We start from the raw sequence: 18389 nt of genomic DNA on the forward strand, positions 1-18389 counted from the left end.
ATTTATTGCTGTGTCTTTAGCCCGTTGTGGGCGTACAAATAATTGGCTGCCTGGTAAAATGCTATGGTGGTGTCCAAATAATTTTTGTCTGTAGGAATTAGGGTTAGGTTATTATTGGTGGAATTCCATTCGTAAAAGTTAAACTTCTTTTGATCTCCCAAAACCATTACTTTATTTCCTTTTAAAAGGCCCAATTTCCTGTAATTGCCAATAAACGCCCTTTCGTCCTCCTGTTTCATGGTAAAGATATTTTTTCCGAACAAATTACTGGTGTAATCCCAGTTTAATAACGAAAATACCGTGGGAAACATATCTATTTGGGAACAAAGCTTATTTATTTTTTGCGGTGCAGTATCCTGAAGATTGCAAATCATGGCCGGGATGTGGTAATTGTTGATATCCAGTTCCCCTCTTCCGGCACTGCTGGCACAATGATCGCTCATAATAACCAGAACAGTGTTCTTAAACCATGGCCTTGTCTTGGCAATTTTCAAGAATTGGGCTATAGCGTAATCGGTATACTTTACTGCCCCTTGTCTGCTGGTCCCAGATGGGATATCTATTGAACCTTCAGGATAAGTGTAGGGTTTGTGATTGGAGGTGGTCATCACAAAATCGAAAAAGGGTTTGTTGTTTTCGTGGGCCATGTCGGCTTCCTTTATCACCTTTCTATAAATGTCCTCATCACATACGCCCCAAGCATTTTCAAATGTTACTTCGTCATCCTCAATGTTGGTTCTTGTGGTTTTTATTTCCTTGTCCAGTAGAAAACCTCTGCCACGGTCTACGATATTAAATCCGTTGCCACCAAAGTAGGTGTTCATATTATCGAAATAACCATCCCCCCCGTAAAAGAAATTACGGCTATACCCCATGTTTTTAAATACTTCCCCAATAGTAAATAGTCCTATATTGTCTGTTCTTTTCACAATACTTCTTCCCTGTGTAGGAGGAATGGATAGGGTTATGGCTTCCATACCACGGACTGTTCTTGTTCCAGTGGCATACAGATTGGTGAAAAATATGCCGTTAGATGCCAAACTGTCCAGGGTTGGGGTAATGTTGTAATCGCCACCAAGGGTGTTCAAATATTTGCCGCTCAAACTTTCTATACAAATGAAAATAATGTTCGGCTTAATGGACTTGGCTAATGAATCTGTATTTTGAATTGTTCTAAGTATGGAATGGTCTTTTGGTTTTAGGAAAGTTGCCTTTTCATTTTTGTAGGATGCTTTCACCAGATCAAAAGCCTTATCGGTATTTATAGTCTTATAAAAATCGTCGAAAGAAAGTTCGTTGTTCCTGAATGCGGCAAAAAAGGAATAGATTCCGGCCTTGGACAATTCGTTGTTGTACCTGTTGGCAAACTGTTCTGCCTGTTTATTCTTAATAAATAATCCAGAAATAATAGCAATAAATAGAACGGCAAGGAAGGGTGATAACTTGGCTTTAAAGGGGGTGGTGCTTTTAAATGTTTTGTTGAATGCCGCTTTTTTGTAGGTAATAAATATCAATACCCCAACTGCGATTAAAATCAGGCCGACCAAATAGGGGATGGGGTAGGATTCGTTTATGTTTTTGACCACCTCGTAGGAATAGACCAAATAATCTACCGCAATAAAATTGAACCTATTTTTAAATTCGTCCCAAAAAGTGATTTCTGCAAAGAACGAAAACAGGAATATTATTAGGCCTATGGTATAAGCAAAATAGGTGATTGATTTGTCTACGATACTTCCGTAAAATTTTTGGGGCATCAGCAGTAAATATAAAGAGTAGGGCAGAGCAAAGAAGGAAACAGTGCCTACATCGAATAAAAACCCGATAGCAAAGGTGGAGAGTAGTGTTGTGATCGAGGTGTCAATTTCCCCAAAGCTCCAAAATAAAAATACGGTCCTAACTAAGAAGGACAGTATTAGGAAAATGCAGATAAAGGTTTTTAGTAGTGCAAATCGGTCGGGGAAAAGTTTTTGCCACATTTTAAATGTATAATTATAAATCAATATTAGGATAACATTCTAAAGAAATTTTAAAGTATCAAGGTCTTGGGTCTTTGTACTAATTAAAACTTATACTTCAATCCGGCCCTTATTATCTGCGTTTCAAAATAGTTTTCATACATAGCGGTAAAGCCGTCACTTACAACTTCTTGCCGCAGGCCAAAGGTGTTAAAAATGTCCGAGGCGGAGAGGGTAAACTCTCCATGGCCATCCCAAACTATTTTCTTTATACCGGCATCAATCGAGGATCGAGATAGTTGTTTGCCTTGTGGAATATTCTTGTCGGAGTAATATAGTCCCGTAAGCTGCAGTGCCCAATTGGCGGGCAAGGTAATTTCATTGTTAATTTTAAAATCGCCTGCATTATCCGATGATTTTTCAATATAAAATGGCCGTACATAAGGGAATAACAAAGTGCCGGTATAATTGTCTATGCTGTTTACATACCAATTTATACTTGCGGACAGTTTCCAATTTCTGGTAATATTCTGACTCATCAGTAATTCAATACCGGTATTGGTAGCATTACCTGTATTCTGATATATTTTGTTTACAATATCATAGTCAGGATTGGAATCGTCTATGCTAAAAATACGCATATATTGATCTTTTATCATTCTGTGATAAAGGGCAGAAAAAAGGGAACCGGTCCCCCAGCTGTATTTATGGGCCAGTTCAACGGCGTCCGTAAATTGTGGACGTAAATACGGATTGCCCACTTTTAAGAGTTCTGGATCATCGTATTTGGGGAAAATACGCAGTTCGGGTTCGCCTGGTCTGTCTACCCGTCTATTGTAAAACATGGATAGCCTATTGTAATCATTTAATTTATAGGTAAAACGCAAGCTGGGGAAAAGTTCAAAATAATTATAGGCATCATTGTTCTGGTAATAGCTGTTTGCCGGGTCTATGTCATAAAATACATCGGTATGTTCTGCTCGCAGGCCTGCTTCTATGTCAAATTTTTCTTTCTCAAGCAAATAGTTGGTATAAAGGGCGTAGAGGTTTTCGCCCCAGTCGGAATAGGTACCCATATCGGGATATATAATACTATTGTTTCCTGGAGTTATAGTGTACTCCACCGGCAACCTTCTAATTCTTACTTTGGATCCCAATTCTATTTTCCCATGCTTTAGGGCTCTGGAGTAATCTGCCGATAGGCTTGTTGTGTGCTCAATGGCCAAAATATTGGTGGCATCCCGCCCGACCCTTATGGCGGAACTATCGTTCAGGAAATAGCTTTCATCCTCCAGCCCTCTTGTGTATTGGGCATTTGCGCTAAGGGTGTGGCCTATCTTCGAAAATTTGTGCTTGTAATTTACAGCCACATTTATATAACTTGTAACTTCTTCCTCCTGCCAATTGTAATACCTTTCCCGGCTATTGGTGTTCAAATTTATAAAGGCAACTTGTGAGGTGTCTATGTGCTTTTCACGGTCGTACATGCCCGAAACCGTAATGGCATCATTGTTATTTAATTCCCAGTCTATGCCCCCATTTATAATGGCGCGGAACTGCCTGCGGTTTTCCGGTACCTGCGAGATGGTATTTCTGCCGTCGTCATAGTGTCTCGTAGTAAATTCGTTATTTGGTAGGGCCTCTTGTAAAATAAATTCCGACAGTAAAAAATAGTTCAATTTATTACTCTTGTAATTGAAATTTAAGCTGGGAATAAGTTTGGGGTTAAAGGTGTAGGATCCAAGATCGGTTCTGGTATCTTCCTTCTTTTTGCCCAAAGCCCCTATGCCAAAGGAAAGTCCGGCATCGCCATTAAATCCGGTCTTTTTTTCCTTTTTATATATGATATTGACGATTCCTGCGAAACCGTTGGCATCGTATTTGGCCGATGGATTATTGATTATTTCTATTTTTTCAATATTGGCCGCGGGGATATTGCCCAATCCCTTCTGATTGCCAAATCCTGTGAGACTGGATTGTTTTCCGTCTATTAAAATAACGACCTTGTCACTTCCCCGAAGTATTACCTTTCCGTCCTGGTCAAAGGTTACCCCGGGCATAGTTTTCATGGCATCCAGTACAGAACCCCCGGATTGGGCAATATTGTCGCTTAGATTAAAGGATTTTTTATTCAGTTCAGAATTGGTGGTGGCCTGTTTTCCCGTAACTTCTATTTCCTTCAACATTTCGGCGTCCGGGGATAATTCTATCCGTCCCAGATCGAAAACGGTGTTAAGGCCACTAGTCGTAATTTTTTGTGAGGTTGAGGCATATCCTATATAGGTAAAATAAATGGTGTAGGTTCCCACGGGGATATTTTCAATAAAAAATTTCCCATCATCTTCCGTTATACCTCCCGTTACCAAAGAATTGTCCGGAAATTGGGTAACAGCCACATTTGCAAATGGCATTGGTTCGTTGGTGGAGGCGTCTACCAATAGTCCGGTGATACTTATGGATTTTTGGGCAGAAACAATTGAAAGGCTAAAGAGTATAAATACTAGTAAGAGGGTGGTATTCTTGTTCATTTTGGCAGTAAGAATTCAATTTTGAACGAAAAGTAGGGGAATAATCTAAAGAGAATTTAAAGCCAACCATTAAGTGCGGTTTATTCCCTAGCAGGCTTGGTGGTGCCAAAGTCTATTGAAAAACAGTGATGTTCGTTTATGTAGGTATAGGAAATGTTGTATCCGTAAAGGTCACATATCTTTTTTACAATGGCGAGACCCAGTCCGGTCGATTTTATTTCCTTGGTTTCCCTATAAAATCGTGTAAAAAGATGTTGTGGATTGGTAATGGGCTTAAGGCCAAAATTGGACACGGAAAGAACCATGTCTTTCGCTTCTATGTTTATAGGTTTTTTATGGGCACTGTGTTTTATAGCATTGGAAATGATGTTGTTGCACAATATTTCCGCCAAATAAGGATCCATAGTGGCTATGATGTCGTTGGTTTTCCCGAAGGTTAAGCTAATGGTAGATATTTCATTAAAATTGGCAATGATCTGGGCTACTAAGTCCGTAATGTCAATATTCTCCCTGTGTGTAAATTGGAGGTTCTCCAACTTGGTCAACAATGCCAAGCGTTTATTTAATTGTGTTAAGCGCTGTATGTCTTTTTGTATAGACGCCAACTGGTTAAATTGTACCTCCGTTACCGTTTGGTCGTTAATTATATTTTCAATTTTGGCCTGTATAATGGCCAGAGGGGTCTGTAGTTCATGGGAAACATCCTCTGTATATTGCTTTAAGTTTTCATAATCGTCACGGACTTTGCCCGTTAATAAGGCAATCTCTTTGTTTAGTTCGGAAAACTCCAGGATTTCACTGTCCAATAGCTGAATCGGTTCCTTGGACAACAATGAAAACTTTTTCATTTGTTCCAAATTATGAAAGAACGGATTCCATATTTTCTTGTTACTGGATTTGTTAAGGTAGAATTGGAAAACAAAGACCAGGAATATTATGACTATATAGGAAAGAATTATGGCCCATAAAATTTGGTTGGTTTCCACAACAAGAACGCGTACAGATATCTTATACGATTTATTGTTGATTCTTTTATAGGTAGAGAGTTCCCGGAACAATTCCATTTCATCCTGGGAAGGATCGTAGATAACCGTATCCTTGGTAAAAGGTGTTTTTAATTCGTTTACCTCCTTAATCTCTATTATGGGGGCCAAGGAGCTGGGATGTTGCCCTGCCATTAGCGCACTTTCTATTCTTGCCTCTGCGGAAAATAATTCCTCTTCTACTTCCTGTTCAAGCAACCATCGTACATAAAAGAATAGTGCAATGGTACTAAGGACCATCAATAGCATGCTTGCCCAAAGAAATGATTTGGATGCTTTTCGCAATAGAGGTATTTTAATGTTCTTTTTGGCCAAGTCTTACTCTTCTGTAAATTTATAACCACTTCCGTAGGCGGTCTTTATGTATTTTGCTCCTTCAGACGTTAATTTTTTCCGTAGGTTGTTGATATGGACATATATAAAATCGAAATTATCGGCCAGATCACTATTGTCGCCCCAAAGATGTTCCGCAATAATTTCTTTGGATAGGACCCTATTCTTATTGGTAATAAAGAATAGCAATAAATCGTATTCCTTTCTGGTCAAGGTCATGGGTTTGTCTTGGATATAGGCCGATTTTGCTCCGGTATCTACACGTATTTCATTAAATACGATGTTTTCGTCACCGCCAAATTTGCCCCTTCTCAAAACGGCTTTTATACGCGAATTAAGCTCTGCCAAATGAAAGGGCTTGGTTATATAATCATCTGCTCCCAAATCCAGTCCTTCAAGTTTGTCGCTCAAGGAATTATTGGCCGAAATAATGATTACACCCGCTTTTTTCTTTTCCTTTTTTAATTGCTTTAGGACTTCCAGACCGCTTCCGGTGACTAAATTAACATCCAGGATAATTACGTCATAATCGTATAGGGATACTTTGTAAATGGCCTCTTCATAGTTGGAAGCCCATTCGCAAACATTCCCATCCTTCTCCAAATAGGTGACAATGGATTGTTGTAGGGAAATTTCGTCCTCTGCAATTAATAGTTTCATCAAAAAAAATATATACAAAGTTACATCTTAAATCTAAGCTGAATTTAAAGTTGGGCCTACTTATAATTCTTTATATTGGACTTAACACGCACTTTGTACATTCTACGTATCTTTGAAAAAAAGAATCTTTGCGACTACTAATATTCATACTTATATTTTCTTGTTGCCAACTGCTGGTTTCCCAAGAAGATTTTTTGGCTAAACAGTATTTTGAGGATGGCGCCTTTGATAAGGCTTTGGTATTCTATGAAAAGTTGGTCGCCAAAAATCCGATGCGGACAGATTATGGCGAAGGCCTAGTGGCCTGCTACCAACAATTGGAACAGTATGATAAAGCAGAAAAATTCTTGTTGAAGGCGGTGAACGAGCAAAATATTTATCCTACCATGCTCATAGAGCTGGGGTACAATTATGCGTTACAAGACCAACCGGAAAAGGCTACAGAGTATTACAATGCAGCGCTCCAAAAAATAAACGAGAACCCTAATTTTGGTTATGGTCTTGGTTATAGGTTTCAGAAATATGCCTTGTTGGATTATGCCATAAAGGCGTATTCCGTGGCAATGGAGCTAAATCCCAAATTGGATTATAATTTTCAAAAAGCTAGGATCTACGGGGAGCAGGGAAACATAGAGCAGATGTACGAATCCTATTTAAAATTAATAAGTGAAGGCAAGGCCTCACAGGCAAATGTACTTCGCAATATCAACGATTTTATCAGTTCGGAGGCCGAGAACCCAAATAACATTAAATTCAAAAAGGTATTGCTTCAGAATGCACAAAGAAGCCCGGATATCATATGGAACGAATTGTTGAGTTGGCTTTTTGTACAACAAAAACAATTTAAGAGTGCCTTTAACCAAGAAAAGGCCATTTATAAAAGAGGAGGAGAGACCTCTTTACAACGTTTGCAGGGATTGGGAAAACTGGCTATGGAGGAACAGGACATAGATACGGCAAAGGAAGTATTTATGTATATATCCGAAAATAGTGCGGACGCCGTAGTGGCCCTGGATGCCCAGTTAAATCTTATTGAAATAGATTTATTGGAAGCGGATGACAAGGTGTTGGACAAGGTCCAAAAGAAATTTGATGACTTATTGGGCGTTTACGGTTACGAAATGGAGACCTTGCAGCTACAGATAGCCTACGCCAAATTTTTAACCTTCAATAAGAATAACCCCGAGCCGGCTATAAGGATATTACGTCAAAGTTTGGAGCTGCCCCTAAATAATTATAGCAAATCCTATATTAAAAGTACTTTAGGCGATATTTTGGTCTATGACCGGCAGTTTAACCAGGCCTTGATCTATTTTTCCCAGATTCAGAAAGATTTAAAAAATGATGTCCTTGGTCAGGATGCCCGCTTTAAGGTGGCGCAAACTAGTTTTTACAAAGGGGATTTCGATTGGGCATTGACGCAATTAAAGATACTGAGAGGGTCTACCTCACAATTGATTGCCAATGATGCCATGCAGTTAAGCCTATTGATATCCGATAACTCATTGGAAGATTCCACACAGACCGCATTAAAAAAATATGCCCGTGCCGATTTTTTGGCCTACCAAAACAAAAAGAAGGATGCAGTGGACCTGTTGGAAGATATTCTCCAAAATCACAAAGGGGAAAAAATAGAGGATGAGGCACTTTTGAAACAGGCCGAAATTTTAATAGAATTAAAGGATTATGAAAAGGCCGAATTTAACTACCTTAAAATAGTGGAATTCTATGCCAATGATATTTTGGCCGATGATGCCAATTTTGCCCTGGCGGAACTGTATCGCAATATCCTGGATCAGCCGGAAAAGGCCAAGGCACATTACGAGAAAATTATCTATAACTATCAGGATAGTTACTTTTTTCCACTGGCAAGAAGAAATTTCAGGATGTTGAGGGGAGACAGTATTAATTAGTGTCCAATGCCTTGGCCTGTCCATAAATGAATATAAATATTCCCTTTCGGGAAAGTAAAGAAATAGCATGTATATTTATAATGTTACCATGAATATTGAAGAATCGATCCAAGGACAGTGGCTGTCCTGGATGAAGGAGGTGCATATCCCCGAGATGTTGGAAACTGGTAAGTTTACCAGGGCCTTGATGACCAAAGTGCTGGTGGAAGAGCAGATGGGAGGAATTACATATTCCATACAATATACCACAGATTCCAAAGAAACCCTTCAAAAATATTACGACGAAGATGCAGAAAGACTGCGTAAAAAAGTGATGGAACTCTTTGCAGGTAAGTTTGTTGCCTTTAGGACAGAGTTGGCGATCATTAGCGAACATTAATTAAATACGCAGCGCCATGAGTAAAAAAGGGAAAAAGGCCTTTCAGACCAAGAAGGAAAAGTTCAATAGGCCTTGGCAGGAGGAAAGTCCGGTAAAAGCGAAAAAACATTTAGGGCAGCATTTTTTGAAAGATGAGGCCGTTGCCCAAAAAATCGGGGAAACCCTAAGGTTGAACGGATATCGCAATGTTTTGGAAATAGGGCCCGGTACCGGGGTGCTCACCAAGTATTTATTGGAAAAGGATATCGATTTGGTGGCTATGGATCTGGATGAGGAATCTATCATCTATCTTAACCACAGTTTCCCTTTGGAACACAATAAATTAATGCAGCGCAAGGGCGAGTTCAAGGTTTTGGAGGCCGATTTTTTAAAGTATGACCTATGGACCCTTTTTGGGGAAGAGCAGTTCGCCATTACCGGGAATTTCCCGTATAATATTTCCACTCAGATTGTTTTTAAGATGTTGGAATTTAAAGATCAGATTCCGGAATTCACCGGGATGTTCCAAAAAGAGGTGGCCGAAAGGATTTGTGAAAGGGAAGGGAGCAAGGCCTATGGGATACTTTCCGTTTTGGTACAGGCATTTTACGACGCGGAATATTTATTTACGGTTTCGCCCCAAGTTTTTGATCCGCCTCCCAAAGTGCAGTCGGGAGTGTTGCGACTTACCAGAAAAGAAAATTTCCATTTGGACGTGGATGAAAGGCTGTTCAGACAGGTGGTAAAGGCAGCGTTTAACCAGCGCAGAAAGACCATTCGTAACAGTTTAAAAACATTCAATCTTTCCGATGTTCTCAAAGAAGATGCTATATTTGGCCTACGTCCGGAGCAATTGAGTGTTGCGGACTTCATTTCGTTGACACAGAAGATAGCAAATGATACCATTTAAACTCACCGAGGAATATTTAGCTGAAATAGAACAGCTAATAGACAACCAGCAGGACGGACAATTGTCCGTATTGTTGGCTGAGGTGCATTATGCGGATGTGGCGGAGATTATCAACGAATTGGACGAGGACCATGCCACCTATCTAATTAAACTTCTGGACAGCGAAAAAACATCGGAAACCCTTACGGAGTTGGATGTAGATGTTAGGGAGGCCATCCTTGCCAATCTTTCCGCCAAGGAAATTGCAGGGGAATTGGACGAGTTGGATACGGATGATGCTGCGGATATCATAGGGGAACTCCCTAAAAATATGGTCCAAGAGGTTATCTCCGAATTGGAAGATAGGGAGCATGCCAAGCATATTGTGGATCTGTTGCGCTATGATGAAAATTCTGCAGGTGGACTTATGGCCAAAGAGCTGGTAAAGGTCAATGAGAATTGGAACGTACTTACCTGCGTAAAGGAAATGAGGGCGCAAGCGGAAAATGTTACCAGGGTTCACTCTATTTATGTGGTAGATGATGAAGGTAAACTTAAGGGGCGACTTTCCCTAAAGGATTTGCTTACCACCTCCACCAAGACCCATATCAGTGAAGTATATATTCCCAAGGTAGATGCCGTTAACGTAAATGAAAAACCAGAGGAAGTTGCCAAAATCATGTCCAAATACGATTTGGAAGCCATCCCAGTGGTCGATGAAATTGGAAGACTGGTTGGCCGTATTACCATAGACGATATTGTGGATGTTATTAGGGAAGAGGCAGAAAAGGATTATCAATTGGCGGCCGGTATTTCCCAGGATGTGGAGGCAGATGACAGTATTTGGGACCTGACCCGTGCAAGATTGCCCTGGTTGTTTCTGGGCCTTTTGGGAGGTGTTGGGGCTGCGGCCATCATGGGGGGGTTCGAGACCCTGATGAGCGATTATGGAGTGCTATTCTTTTTCACCCCGCTAATAGCTGCAATGGCCGGTAATGTTGGGGTGCAATCCAGCGCTATAATGGTGCAGGGATTGGCCAATGATGATCTAAAAGGGAGTATTGGTGGGAGACTTATAAAGGAAATGTTATTGGCCTTGCTAAATGGGACCGTTTTGGCATCTATACTATTATTCTTTACCTGGCTTTGGAAAGGTAGTTTTCTTACCTCCCTGGCCATTTCCATCTCCTTGATCACCGTAACCGTGGTGGCAGGGATTATAGGGACCTTTATACCGCTGTTTCTGCACAAAAGGGGCATAGATCCTGCCATTGCCACGGGGCCGTTTATTACCACAAGCAACGATATTTTCGGGATTTTGATCTATTTTTCCATCGCCAAGGTTATTTTGGGCATTTAGGGCACTCCGCCTTCTTCGGCGGCGGCGGGCTTTCCGCGCTACATGGTAGCCGGCTGCAATCCCTAGTGCAAGATCTTGGTTTAATTTATAAAGCCTGTTTCCCGGTTACCAACCAATTGGCACAGATGACGTAAAGTTGGCGCAAAGATGACGTTACCACAAAACCTGATCCGATTTAGTTTTGTTTTAAATTATTAAAACACCAAGAATGAAAAATGGAAATTTAGCAAATAGGGTAAAGGAATTAAGAAAGAGAAATGGCTTGTCCCAAGAGGCACTGACTGAAAATTCAGGATTGAGTTTAAGAACAATTCAGCGCATTGAGAATGGAGAAACCCAACCGACCGGTGACACCCTCAAAAGAATTGCCAAGGCACTAAATATTACACCCAATGAACTAGTGGATTGGACAATTGTGGAAGACAAGGGTTTTTTGAAAGCCCTTAATTTGTCCGCACTTACTTTCCTGTTCTTTCCCTTACTTGGAATATTGGTGCCATTAATAATGTGGATTTCCAAAAAGGACAAATTAAAGGACCTCAATAAGATAGGCAGGGATATTATCAATTTTGAAATTACTTGGACAGTATTGCTTTTTCTTGGGTTTCTGTTAAATGCAGTTTACATGGCCTATTATTGGGAAACAAATGGAGTTGTTTCCGCAAGTAGCATACTTTCCAGTGTGAGGTTCAATATGTTCTTTCTAATTTTTATGTATTTGTTTAATCTCGTATTTGTAATTTTCAATACCGTCTTAATTGCCAGGGATAAAGAGGTCAGGTATTATCCCAGGATTAATTTCATAAGAAAATGATGAAGTTGTGGAGGGGATTGCTTTTTGTCCGGTTTCTTTTCACTCATACTTTGCTATGTCCAAATAAACACTTTCTAATTAGTGTTTTTGGAAACAAATAGATGTATTTTATGGTTTGTCCCTGTATTTAAACCTGAAAATAGTCCGGTTTCATGTTTATATTAGCCCAGCGGTCGTGTATCTTTGCCATTTAATATTTAGTTTATGAAAGTTCTCCATTTAGATGTAAATCACCCACTGATCATTGAGCAGTTTAATGCCCTGGGGTTTCAAAATGATGAAGATTATACCTCCTCCAAGGAGGAAATTGAAAATAAAATAGGTGACTATGATGGTGTTATCATCAGAAGCAGGTTTACTATAGATGAGGCCTTTTTGGATAAGGCCGTCAACCTAAAGTTTATATGTCGCTTGGGAGCCGGTTTGGAAAACATAGATACCGATTATGCCAAGCGACTGGGAATCTTTTTAGCTGCCGCCCCAGAGGGGAATCGGAATGCTGTTGGGGAACACGCCTTGGGAATGTTATTGTCTCTCTTCAATAAATTGAACAAGGCGGACCAGGAGGTAAGAAATGGAAAGTGGGACCGGGAAGGTAACCGAGGAATAGAATTGGATGGCAGAACCGTGGGGATTGTTGGTTATGGCAATATGGGCAAGGCCTTTGCCAAAAAGCTAAGGGGCTTTGATGTAGAAGTTATTTGTTACGATATTGTAGGGGGTGTAGGCGATGAAAACGCAAGGCAGGTAGGGATAATGGAATTAAAGCAAAAGGCAGAGGTACTTAGTCTTCATGTACCGCAGACAGACCTTACCAAAAATATGATCAATGCCGATTTTCTAAAAGATTTCAAGAATCCGCTTTGGTTGATCAATACCGCAAGGGGGAAATGTGTGGTAACAGAGGACCTTGTAGCCGCAATGAAAGAGGGCAAGGTGCTCGGAGCTGGTTTGGATGTACTTGAATATGAAAAAAAATCTTTTGAAGATATGTTTAGCGGGTCAGAATTGCCAGAGGCCTTTACCTATTTGATCAATGCCAATAATGTGCTTCTTACTCCCCACGTAGCAGGTTGGACCGTGGAGAGTAAAATAAAATTGGCACAGACGGTGGTAGACAAGATCAAGGGGAAATTCTGTTAAACACGGCCTGCAACCTCAGATTTTGATCTTTTAAGCCATAGGGTCATTTTGTTATTGTACTGGGCACTCGCCCTTCAAAGTTGAGATAATTAAAATAGAAGATCATGAAAAATAGAGTTACAGGACTGGGCGGATTTTTCTTTAAGACCAAAGACCCCAATGCAATTAAACAATGGTACAATAAACATCTCGGACTTAATACCGATCAATATGGCTGTACTTTTTGGTGGAAGGACAAGGAAGGGGAGGACTGCACTACCCAATGGAGCCCCATGAAAAAGGACACCAATTACTTTGAACCTAGCAATTCCCCTTTTATGATGAATTTCCGGGTAGAGAATTTGAAGGAACTGCTCAAAGTTTTAAAGGAAGAAGGGGTTACCGTTATTGGGGAAATTGAGGAGTACAATTACGGTAAATTCGGCTGGATTTTAGACCCTGATGGTAATAAGCTGGAGTTATGGGAACCCAATGATAAAGCGTTTCTTTGATTAAGAAATAATTATTACATTTAGTACTATTATTAATCAACTAAAATTCAACCATGTCAGAAGAAAATAAAGATTTAGGAGATAAGGCCAAAGACGCTGCAAAAGGGGCCAAGGAATCAGCCAAAGAGTTTGCCAAAGAAGCTAAGGAATCGGCAAAGGAATTTGCGGATGATACCAAAGAGGCTGCCAAGGAATTTACCGAAGACACTAAGGAAGCTGCCAAGGATTTTAAAGAGGAAGCCAAGAAGTCAGCTAGTGAATTTAAAGAAGGTTTGGCGAGTGCCGGAGGGGAAAATAAGAAGATATTGGTAGGGGTCCTGGCTATACTTTTTGGGCAATTTGGCGTCCATAAGTTTATCCTTGGGTATCAAAAAGAAGGTATCATCATGTTGGTGGCAACCGTAGTCGGTTACGCTACTATGTGTTTTATAATTGGCAGTTTTATTGTTATGGCAACATTTATAGTTGGAGTTATAGAAGGCATTATTTATCTTACCAAAAGCGATGAGGATTTTTACAATACCTATCAAGTGGGTAAGAAACCTTGGTTCTAAGAATAATATGAAGTCAGATTTTTATGGTCTGACTTTATTTTTATCAATATTAATCGTAATATTACGATAAATTGGAAAGGTAATCCAAGGGTCTGTATACAACTGAGGTTTGTTCTAAAAAGTATATTCATGGAGATTCGGAAAATGAAAAATAGCGATTGGCCATCGGTAGCCCAAATATACCAGCAGGGAATGGATACTGGTTTTGCTACCTTCGAGAAAGTGGTCCCTTCCTTTGAGGTTTGGGATGCAGGTCATCTACAGATAGGAAGATTGGTGGCAGCCAAAGGGGATAGCATTTTGGGCTGGGCTGCTCTTTCCCCGGTATCAAGCCGATGTGTTTACGGTGGAGTGGCGGAAGTGAGTGTTTATATAGGACAGGGCAATAGAGGCCGAGGTGTAGGGAAAATGCTTATGCAGGAGTTGATTGTTGAAAGTGAAAAAGCAGGTTTATGGACCCTACAATCAGGAATTTTTCCAGAAAATAAGGGGAGTGTGGAATTACATCTAAAAATGGGATTCCGTTTTATAGGTAAAAGGGAGCGCGTAGGCAAACGGGACAATGTCTGGAAGGATAATCTTCTCTTTGAAAGAAGAAGTACTGTTGTAGGCGTGGATTAGTGCCTTGTGGCCGCTTTAAGATTGCCTCAGGGAGGAAATCCTAAGAGGGGTTGCCTTCATCCTGTTGCCCTTCGGCCAATTTTCTTTCCAATTCTGCCTGAAACTCTTCCATAACGGGCTTTACAGTGCTTTCAGGTAAGTCGGCTATTTTAATGTACATTAAACCATCCACCGAGTTATTGAACAAGGGATCTACGTTAAAGGCAACCACTTTGGCATTCTGTTTAATATATTTTTTGATCAATACGGGCAATCTTAAACTTCCAGGTTCCACTTCTTCGATAAGCCTGTCAAATTTGTTAAGATCTGCTTCGGTTTCATCAAAAATAAAGTCCTTGTCGGCATCATTTAGTTTAACCTTAAATTCTTTTTTGGGCCTAATGTATTGGGCTACATAGGGATCCCAATAATTACTTTTCATAAATTCTATCATCAAGGATTTTGAAAAGTTGGAAAACTGGTTGCTGATACTTACCCCTCCGATTAAAAATTTGTGGTCCGGGAATCGCAGGGTAGTATGCACAATGCCTTTCCATAAAAGGAATAATGGCATTGGTTTTTGTTGATACTCCTTGATGATGTAGGCCCTGCCCATTTCTATGGATTTGGACATCATACCGTACAGTTCTGGTTCAAATCTAAAAAGGTCTTGTAAGTAAAACCCATCTATTCCGTACTCTTCAAATATTTCCGAACCCATGCCCATCCGGTAGGCCCCAACGATTATTTTGTCCTCATCGTCCCATAGGAAGAGGTGTCGGTAATAATTATCAAACTTATCCAGGTCAATGGCATTATTGGTGCCTTCGCCTATAGCCCTAAAAGTTACTTCACGCTGTCTGCCGATTTCCTTAAGAATAAAGGGCATGTCCGCAGCCTTGGCCAAAAAGACCTCATAATTTTTGCTCTGCAACAGCCTACAGTCTTTTTCCCTTAAGCGTTCAATTTCTTCCTGTATAACTTCTGTGCGTACCGCTGTGGCTATTTTTCTTGGGGCCTTAGGTATTTTTAAACTTGTTGGAATCTGGTCCAAGAGCCTTTCTTTCTCATAGGCATTGGATAGCATGTAGGTCTTACGCCTTAAAAGGTCTGCAAATTCTGCTAAATTTTCCTGTTCGTTCTGTGTTTGTACGGAAATAGGTTGCCCAATACGTACCTTAATGATCCTGTTCTTTTGCGTGGTTACTTCAGAAGGTAGTTTGGCCGTGCGGAATACATCGCTTATTTTGGAGAGGCGATAAAACAACCTACTGTTTTTAGCGTGAAAATAGATGGGGACCACAGGTACCTCTGCCCGTCGTATTAATTTTAAGGCAGCCTCTTCCCAAGGTCTGTCCACAATTAATTTACCATCCCTGTAGGTAGAAACTTCCCCTGCTGGAAAAATTCCCAAAGGGTGGCCGTCCTGCAAATGCTTCATGGCATTCTTAAATCCGGAAATACTGCTCTTGGCATCCTTATGGGTCTCAAAAGGATTTACGGGTAGAATATAGGGAGCCATAGGTTCTATCCTGTTCAATAGGAAGTTGGCTATTATCTTAAAATCAGATCTATGGTTTAAAAGTAATTTTAAAAGGAGTACCCCGTCTATCCCGCCAAGTGGATGATTGGAAATAGTAATGTAGCAACCTTGTTTGGGCAAGCGTTTAAAATCCTCCTCTGGAATTTCGAATTTTATTTCATAATGCTCCAAAATGGCATCCAGAAAGTCCATCCCGTCCAAATGCTTGTGTTGGTCGTAAAATTGGTTAATGCTGGAAATTTTGGTTACTTTCATGAGCACCCATCCAATGAACGTTCCCAGAAAGCCGTATTTATCCAGATTAATAGCCTTGGCTACTTCCTTTGCGGTTACTAAACCCATGCCTTAGTGTAATTTGGTAACCGCTAAGATAGGAAAATCGCTACAGCTATCCTTATTTATAGTTTCCAACAAATTATTTCGTAGCCCTATTGTACTACCAATTGCACTGTTTCCTTGCCGCGTTGTTCAAGCAGGATTTCCTTGTCTTTTTGTAGGCTTGTTAAAGCATCCGTATCGAAATGTCTAATGGTATATAGGGAAACGCCCTCTTGGTGCACTACCTTGAACCTGCTTTTTAATAGGTTTAAAAGCTCCTGTAATTTGTCAAATTTATTATCAACGCAAACAGAAAAACTAATGGCAGAATTTTGGATCAGGTCTACTTTCATCTGATGATCGTGCAATAATTTAAATAGTTCGCTGATACTATCTTCCACAATGAACGAAAAATCCAAGGAGGAAAGTTTCATTAGTACAAGGTTCTTTTTTACAATAAAACAGGGAACCTTAGGTTCTATCCCTATGCCTTTACCAACTGTTGTGCCTTTGTCCTTAGGATTAATGAAGGATTTAACGTGTAGGGGTATTTCCTTTCTCTGTAAGGGTTGCAAAGTTTTTGGGTGAATTACGGAAGCCCCATAAAAGGCCAGTTCAATGGCTTCTCGATATGAGATTTTGTTCAATAATTCTGTTTTTTCAAAATATCTGGGATCCGCGTTCAAAACCCCGGGAACATCCTTCCATATCGTAACCTCTTCCGCATTTAGACAATAGGCTAAAATGGCAGCAGTGTAGTCGGAACCCTCGCGGCCCAAAGTAGTGGTGAAGTTGTTATCATCACTGCCTAAAAAGCCTTGGGTAATATTTAGCTTGCGCTTGTCCACTTTTTCAGTGACGTTTTTTTGTGTCTTCTCCCAATTTACAATGGCATCACGATAATCATCGTTGGTCTTGATCAATGAGCGCACGTCCAACCATTGATTGGCTATTCCTATTTCATTTAAATAGGCACTTAGAATGGTAGTGGAAACCAACTCGCCATAACCCACAACTTGATCATATACAAAACCGTATTTAGGAGATTTGTTCCAGACCAAAAACCCTTGTACTTCATCAAAAAGAGTTTTGACCTTGGCAAAAACTGGGTGTTTGTCATTGGAAAATAAGTCATTCAGAATGTTGTCATGATATTGAACAACTTCATGAACTGCCGACGCCAATAAGGATTTGTCCTTAAAATAGGCATTTACAATATCTTCCATGGCATTGGTAGTCTTTCCCATGGCGGATACTACCAAAAGGGTATTATCGTGACCAACTTCCTCTAAAACCTTAACAACGTTTTTTACACTACTTGCATCTTTTACAGATGCTCCTCCGAATTTAAAAACCCTCATAACTTATTTAAAAATGTTTTAATTCCTTTTTCGTCCAAATGCACAACATTCCAATCCCTTAAAACCTTGGCGCCCCTACTTTCGTAAAATAAAATGGCCGGTTCGTTCCAGTCCAATACCTCCCAGCTAATACGTTTAACTCCAAGTTGGTACCCGTGTTCCACTACTTTCCCCAACAAGGCTGCACCAAGACCGCTACCTCTCATTGCTTCTGTAACGATCAAATCTTCAAGGTGTATAATAGGACCTTTCCAAGTGGAATACCTCTTGTACAACAGTGCCATTCCTACCACATCGCCATTGGCTTCCGCTACATAGCAATGGAATAATTTGTCGGTGCCAAAACCATCCCGTTTTAAATCTTCGACGGTAATCTCCACGGCATTTTCCTCTTTTTCGAAAACGGCCAACTCCTTGATCAATTTATGTACCTGGGCCATATCCTTGGCTTCGGCATCTCGAATACTGTACTCCATAATTGTTACAAATAAAACACAAAGTTATAAATTTAAAAAATCATTAT

16 protein-coding genes are annotated in these 18389 nt (G+C 40.2%); 9 read left to right on the forward strand and 7 right to left on the reverse strand.

Annotated elements, in window-relative coordinates:
• Window positions 1-2 precede the first annotated feature (2 nt).
• From KO529_RS10905 to KO529_RS10920, 4 genes are all read right to left on the reverse strand, one after another.
• Window positions 3-1979: an LTA synthase family protein gene (locus KO529_RS10905; RefSeq protein ID WP_215947895.1), complete on the reverse strand. Its 1977-nt coding sequence runs from the start codon at window positions 1977-1979 to the stop codon at window positions 3-5.
• Between the two features lie 83 nt (window positions 1980-2062).
• The gene (locus tag KO529_RS10910) at window positions 2063-4486 is read right to left on the reverse strand and encodes an outer membrane beta-barrel family protein (RefSeq protein ID WP_215947896.1); all 2424 of its coding nucleotides are present in this window, start codon (window positions 4484-4486) and stop codon (window positions 2063-2065) included.
• A gap of 80 nt (window positions 4487-4566) precedes the next feature.
• The gene (locus tag KO529_RS10915; RefSeq protein WP_252734371.1) at window positions 4567-5814 is read right to left on the reverse strand and encodes a sensor histidine kinase; all 1248 of its coding nucleotides are present in this window, start codon (window positions 5812-5814) and stop codon (window positions 4567-4569) included.
• Between the two features lie 33 nt (window positions 5815-5847).
• Window positions 5848-6522, reverse strand: a complete 675-nt coding sequence (locus KO529_RS10920) for a response regulator transcription factor (RefSeq protein ID WP_215947897.1) — start codon at window positions 6520-6522, stop codon at window positions 5848-5850.
• Between the two features lie 194 nt (window positions 6523-6716).
• Here KO529_RS10920 and KO529_RS10925 point away from each other — a divergent pair, with 194 nt between their 5' ends.
• From KO529_RS10925 to KO529_RS10965, 9 genes are all read left to right on the forward strand, one after another.
• On the forward strand, window positions 6717-8435 hold the full coding sequence (locus KO529_RS10925; RefSeq protein WP_354667775.1) for a tetratricopeptide repeat protein: 1719 nt from the start codon (window positions 6717-6719) through the stop codon (window positions 8433-8435).
• Between the two features lie 67 nt (window positions 8436-8502).
• On the forward strand, window positions 8503-8814 hold the full coding sequence (locus tag KO529_RS10930) for a DUF4286 family protein (protein ID WP_215947899.1): 312 nt from the start codon (window positions 8503-8505) through the stop codon (window positions 8812-8814).
• A gap of 16 nt (window positions 8815-8830) precedes the next feature.
• Window positions 8831-9703: a 16S rRNA (adenine(1518)-N(6)/adenine(1519)-N(6))-dimethyltransferase RsmA gene (gene rsmA / locus KO529_RS10935; RefSeq protein WP_215947900.1), complete on the forward strand. Its 873-nt coding sequence runs from the start codon at window positions 8831-8833 to the stop codon at window positions 9701-9703.
• Window positions 9690-11042 carry a magnesium transporter gene (mgtE, locus tag KO529_RS10940; protein ID WP_215947901.1) on the forward strand — a complete coding sequence of 451 codons (1353 nt, stop codon included), beginning with the start codon at window positions 9690-9692 and terminating at the stop codon, window positions 11040-11042. Before rsmA ends, mgtE begins: the two co-directional genes overlap by 14 nt.
• A 208-nt stretch (window positions 11043-11250) precedes the next feature.
• On the forward strand, window positions 11251-11856 hold the full coding sequence (locus KO529_RS10945) for a helix-turn-helix domain-containing protein (protein ID WP_215947902.1): 606 nt from the start codon (window positions 11251-11253) through the stop codon (window positions 11854-11856).
• Window positions 11857-12060: 204 nt separating this feature from the next.
• Window positions 12061-12999: a 2-hydroxyacid dehydrogenase gene (locus KO529_RS10950; RefSeq protein WP_215947903.1), complete on the forward strand. Its 939-nt coding sequence runs from the start codon at window positions 12061-12063 to the stop codon at window positions 12997-12999.
• 104 nt (window positions 13000-13103) lie between these two features.
• A complete protein-coding gene (locus tag KO529_RS10955) occupies window positions 13104-13490 on the forward strand; it encodes a VOC family protein (protein ID WP_215947904.1) in 387 nt (128 codons plus the stop codon).
• Window positions 13491-13543: 53 nt separating this feature from the next.
• On the forward strand, window positions 13544-14044 hold the full coding sequence (locus KO529_RS10960) for a TM2 domain-containing protein (protein WP_111623929.1): 501 nt from the start codon (window positions 13544-13546) through the stop codon (window positions 14042-14044).
• A gap of 129 nt (window positions 14045-14173) precedes the next feature.
• On the forward strand, window positions 14174-14665 hold the full coding sequence (locus KO529_RS10965; RefSeq protein WP_215947905.1) for a GNAT family N-acetyltransferase: 492 nt from the start codon (window positions 14174-14176) through the stop codon (window positions 14663-14665).
• Between the two features lie 40 nt (window positions 14666-14705).
• Here the strand turns inward: KO529_RS10965 and KO529_RS10970 are convergent, their stop codons facing one another.
• The 3 genes from KO529_RS10970 to KO529_RS10980 form a co-directional block, all read right to left on the reverse strand.
• A complete protein-coding gene (locus KO529_RS10970; RefSeq protein ID WP_215947906.1) occupies window positions 14706-16529 on the reverse strand; it encodes a GNAT family N-acyltransferase in 1824 nt (607 codons plus the stop codon).
• A gap of 86 nt (window positions 16530-16615) precedes the next feature.
• On the reverse strand, window positions 16616-17866 hold the full coding sequence (locus tag KO529_RS10975; protein ID WP_215947907.1) for an aspartate kinase: 1251 nt from the start codon (window positions 17864-17866) through the stop codon (window positions 16616-16618).
• Window positions 17863-18342: a GNAT family N-acetyltransferase gene (locus KO529_RS10980; protein ID WP_215947908.1), complete on the reverse strand. Its 480-nt coding sequence runs from the start codon at window positions 18340-18342 to the stop codon at window positions 17863-17865. The genes KO529_RS10975 and KO529_RS10980 overlap by 4 nt, the downstream gene beginning before the upstream one ends.
• Between the last annotated feature and the right edge of the window lie 47 nt (window positions 18343-18389).

Source organism: Arenibacter algicola (assembly GCF_018860365.1).
GTDB classification, from domain to species: domain Bacteria; phylum Bacteroidota; class Bacteroidia; order Flavobacteriales; family Flavobacteriaceae; genus Arenibacter; species Arenibacter algicola_B.

Excerpts from the sequence above, each read along its gene's own strand:
- KO529_RS10955 (WP_215947904.1), top strand. The coding sequence starts at position 13,104 with ATGAAAAATAGAGTTACAGGACTGGGCGGATTTTTCTTTAAGACCAAA.
- rsmA (WP_215947900.1), top strand. The coding sequence starts at position 8,831 with ATGAGTAAAAAAGGGAAAAAGGCCTTTCAGACCAAGAAGGAAAAGTTC.
- KO529_RS10945 (WP_215947902.1), top strand. The coding sequence starts at position 11,251 with ATGAAAAATGGAAATTTAGCAAATAGGGTAAAGGAATTAAGAAAGAGA.
- KO529_RS10950 (WP_215947903.1), top strand. The coding sequence starts at position 12,061 with ATGAAAGTTCTCCATTTAGATGTAAATCACCCACTGATCATTGAGCAG.
- KO529_RS10930 (WP_215947899.1), top strand. The coding sequence starts at position 8,503 with ATGTATATTTATAATGTTACCATGAATATTGAAGAATCGATCCAAGGA.
- KO529_RS10970 (WP_215947906.1), bottom strand. The coding sequence starts at position 16,529 with ATGGGTTTAGTAACCGCAAAGGAAGTAGCCAAGGCTATTAATCTGGAT.
- KO529_RS10960 (WP_111623929.1), top strand. The coding sequence starts at position 13,544 with ATGTCAGAAGAAAATAAAGATTTAGGAGATAAGGCCAAAGACGCTGCA.
- KO529_RS10920 (WP_215947897.1), bottom strand. The coding sequence starts at position 6,522 with ATGAAACTATTAATTGCAGAGGACGAAATTTCCCTACAACAATCCATT.
- KO529_RS10975 (WP_215947907.1), bottom strand. The coding sequence starts at position 17,866 with ATGAGGGTTTTTAAATTCGGAGGAGCATCTGTAAAAGATGCAAGTAGT.
- KO529_RS10980 (WP_215947908.1), bottom strand. The coding sequence starts at position 18,342 with ATGGAGTACAGTATTCGAGATGCCGAAGCCAAGGATATGGCCCAGGTA.
- mgtE (WP_215947901.1), top strand. The coding sequence starts at position 9,690 with ATGATACCATTTAAACTCACCGAGGAATATTTAGCTGAAATAGAACAG.
- KO529_RS10910 (WP_215947896.1), bottom strand. The coding sequence starts at position 4,486 with ATGAACAAGAATACCACCCTCTTACTAGTATTTATACTCTTTAGCCTT.
- KO529_RS10965 (WP_215947905.1), top strand. The coding sequence starts at position 14,174 with ATGGAGATTCGGAAAATGAAAAATAGCGATTGGCCATCGGTAGCCCAA.
- KO529_RS10905 (WP_215947895.1), bottom strand. The coding sequence starts at position 1,979 with ATGTGGCAAAAACTTTTCCCCGACCGATTTGCACTACTAAAAACCTTT.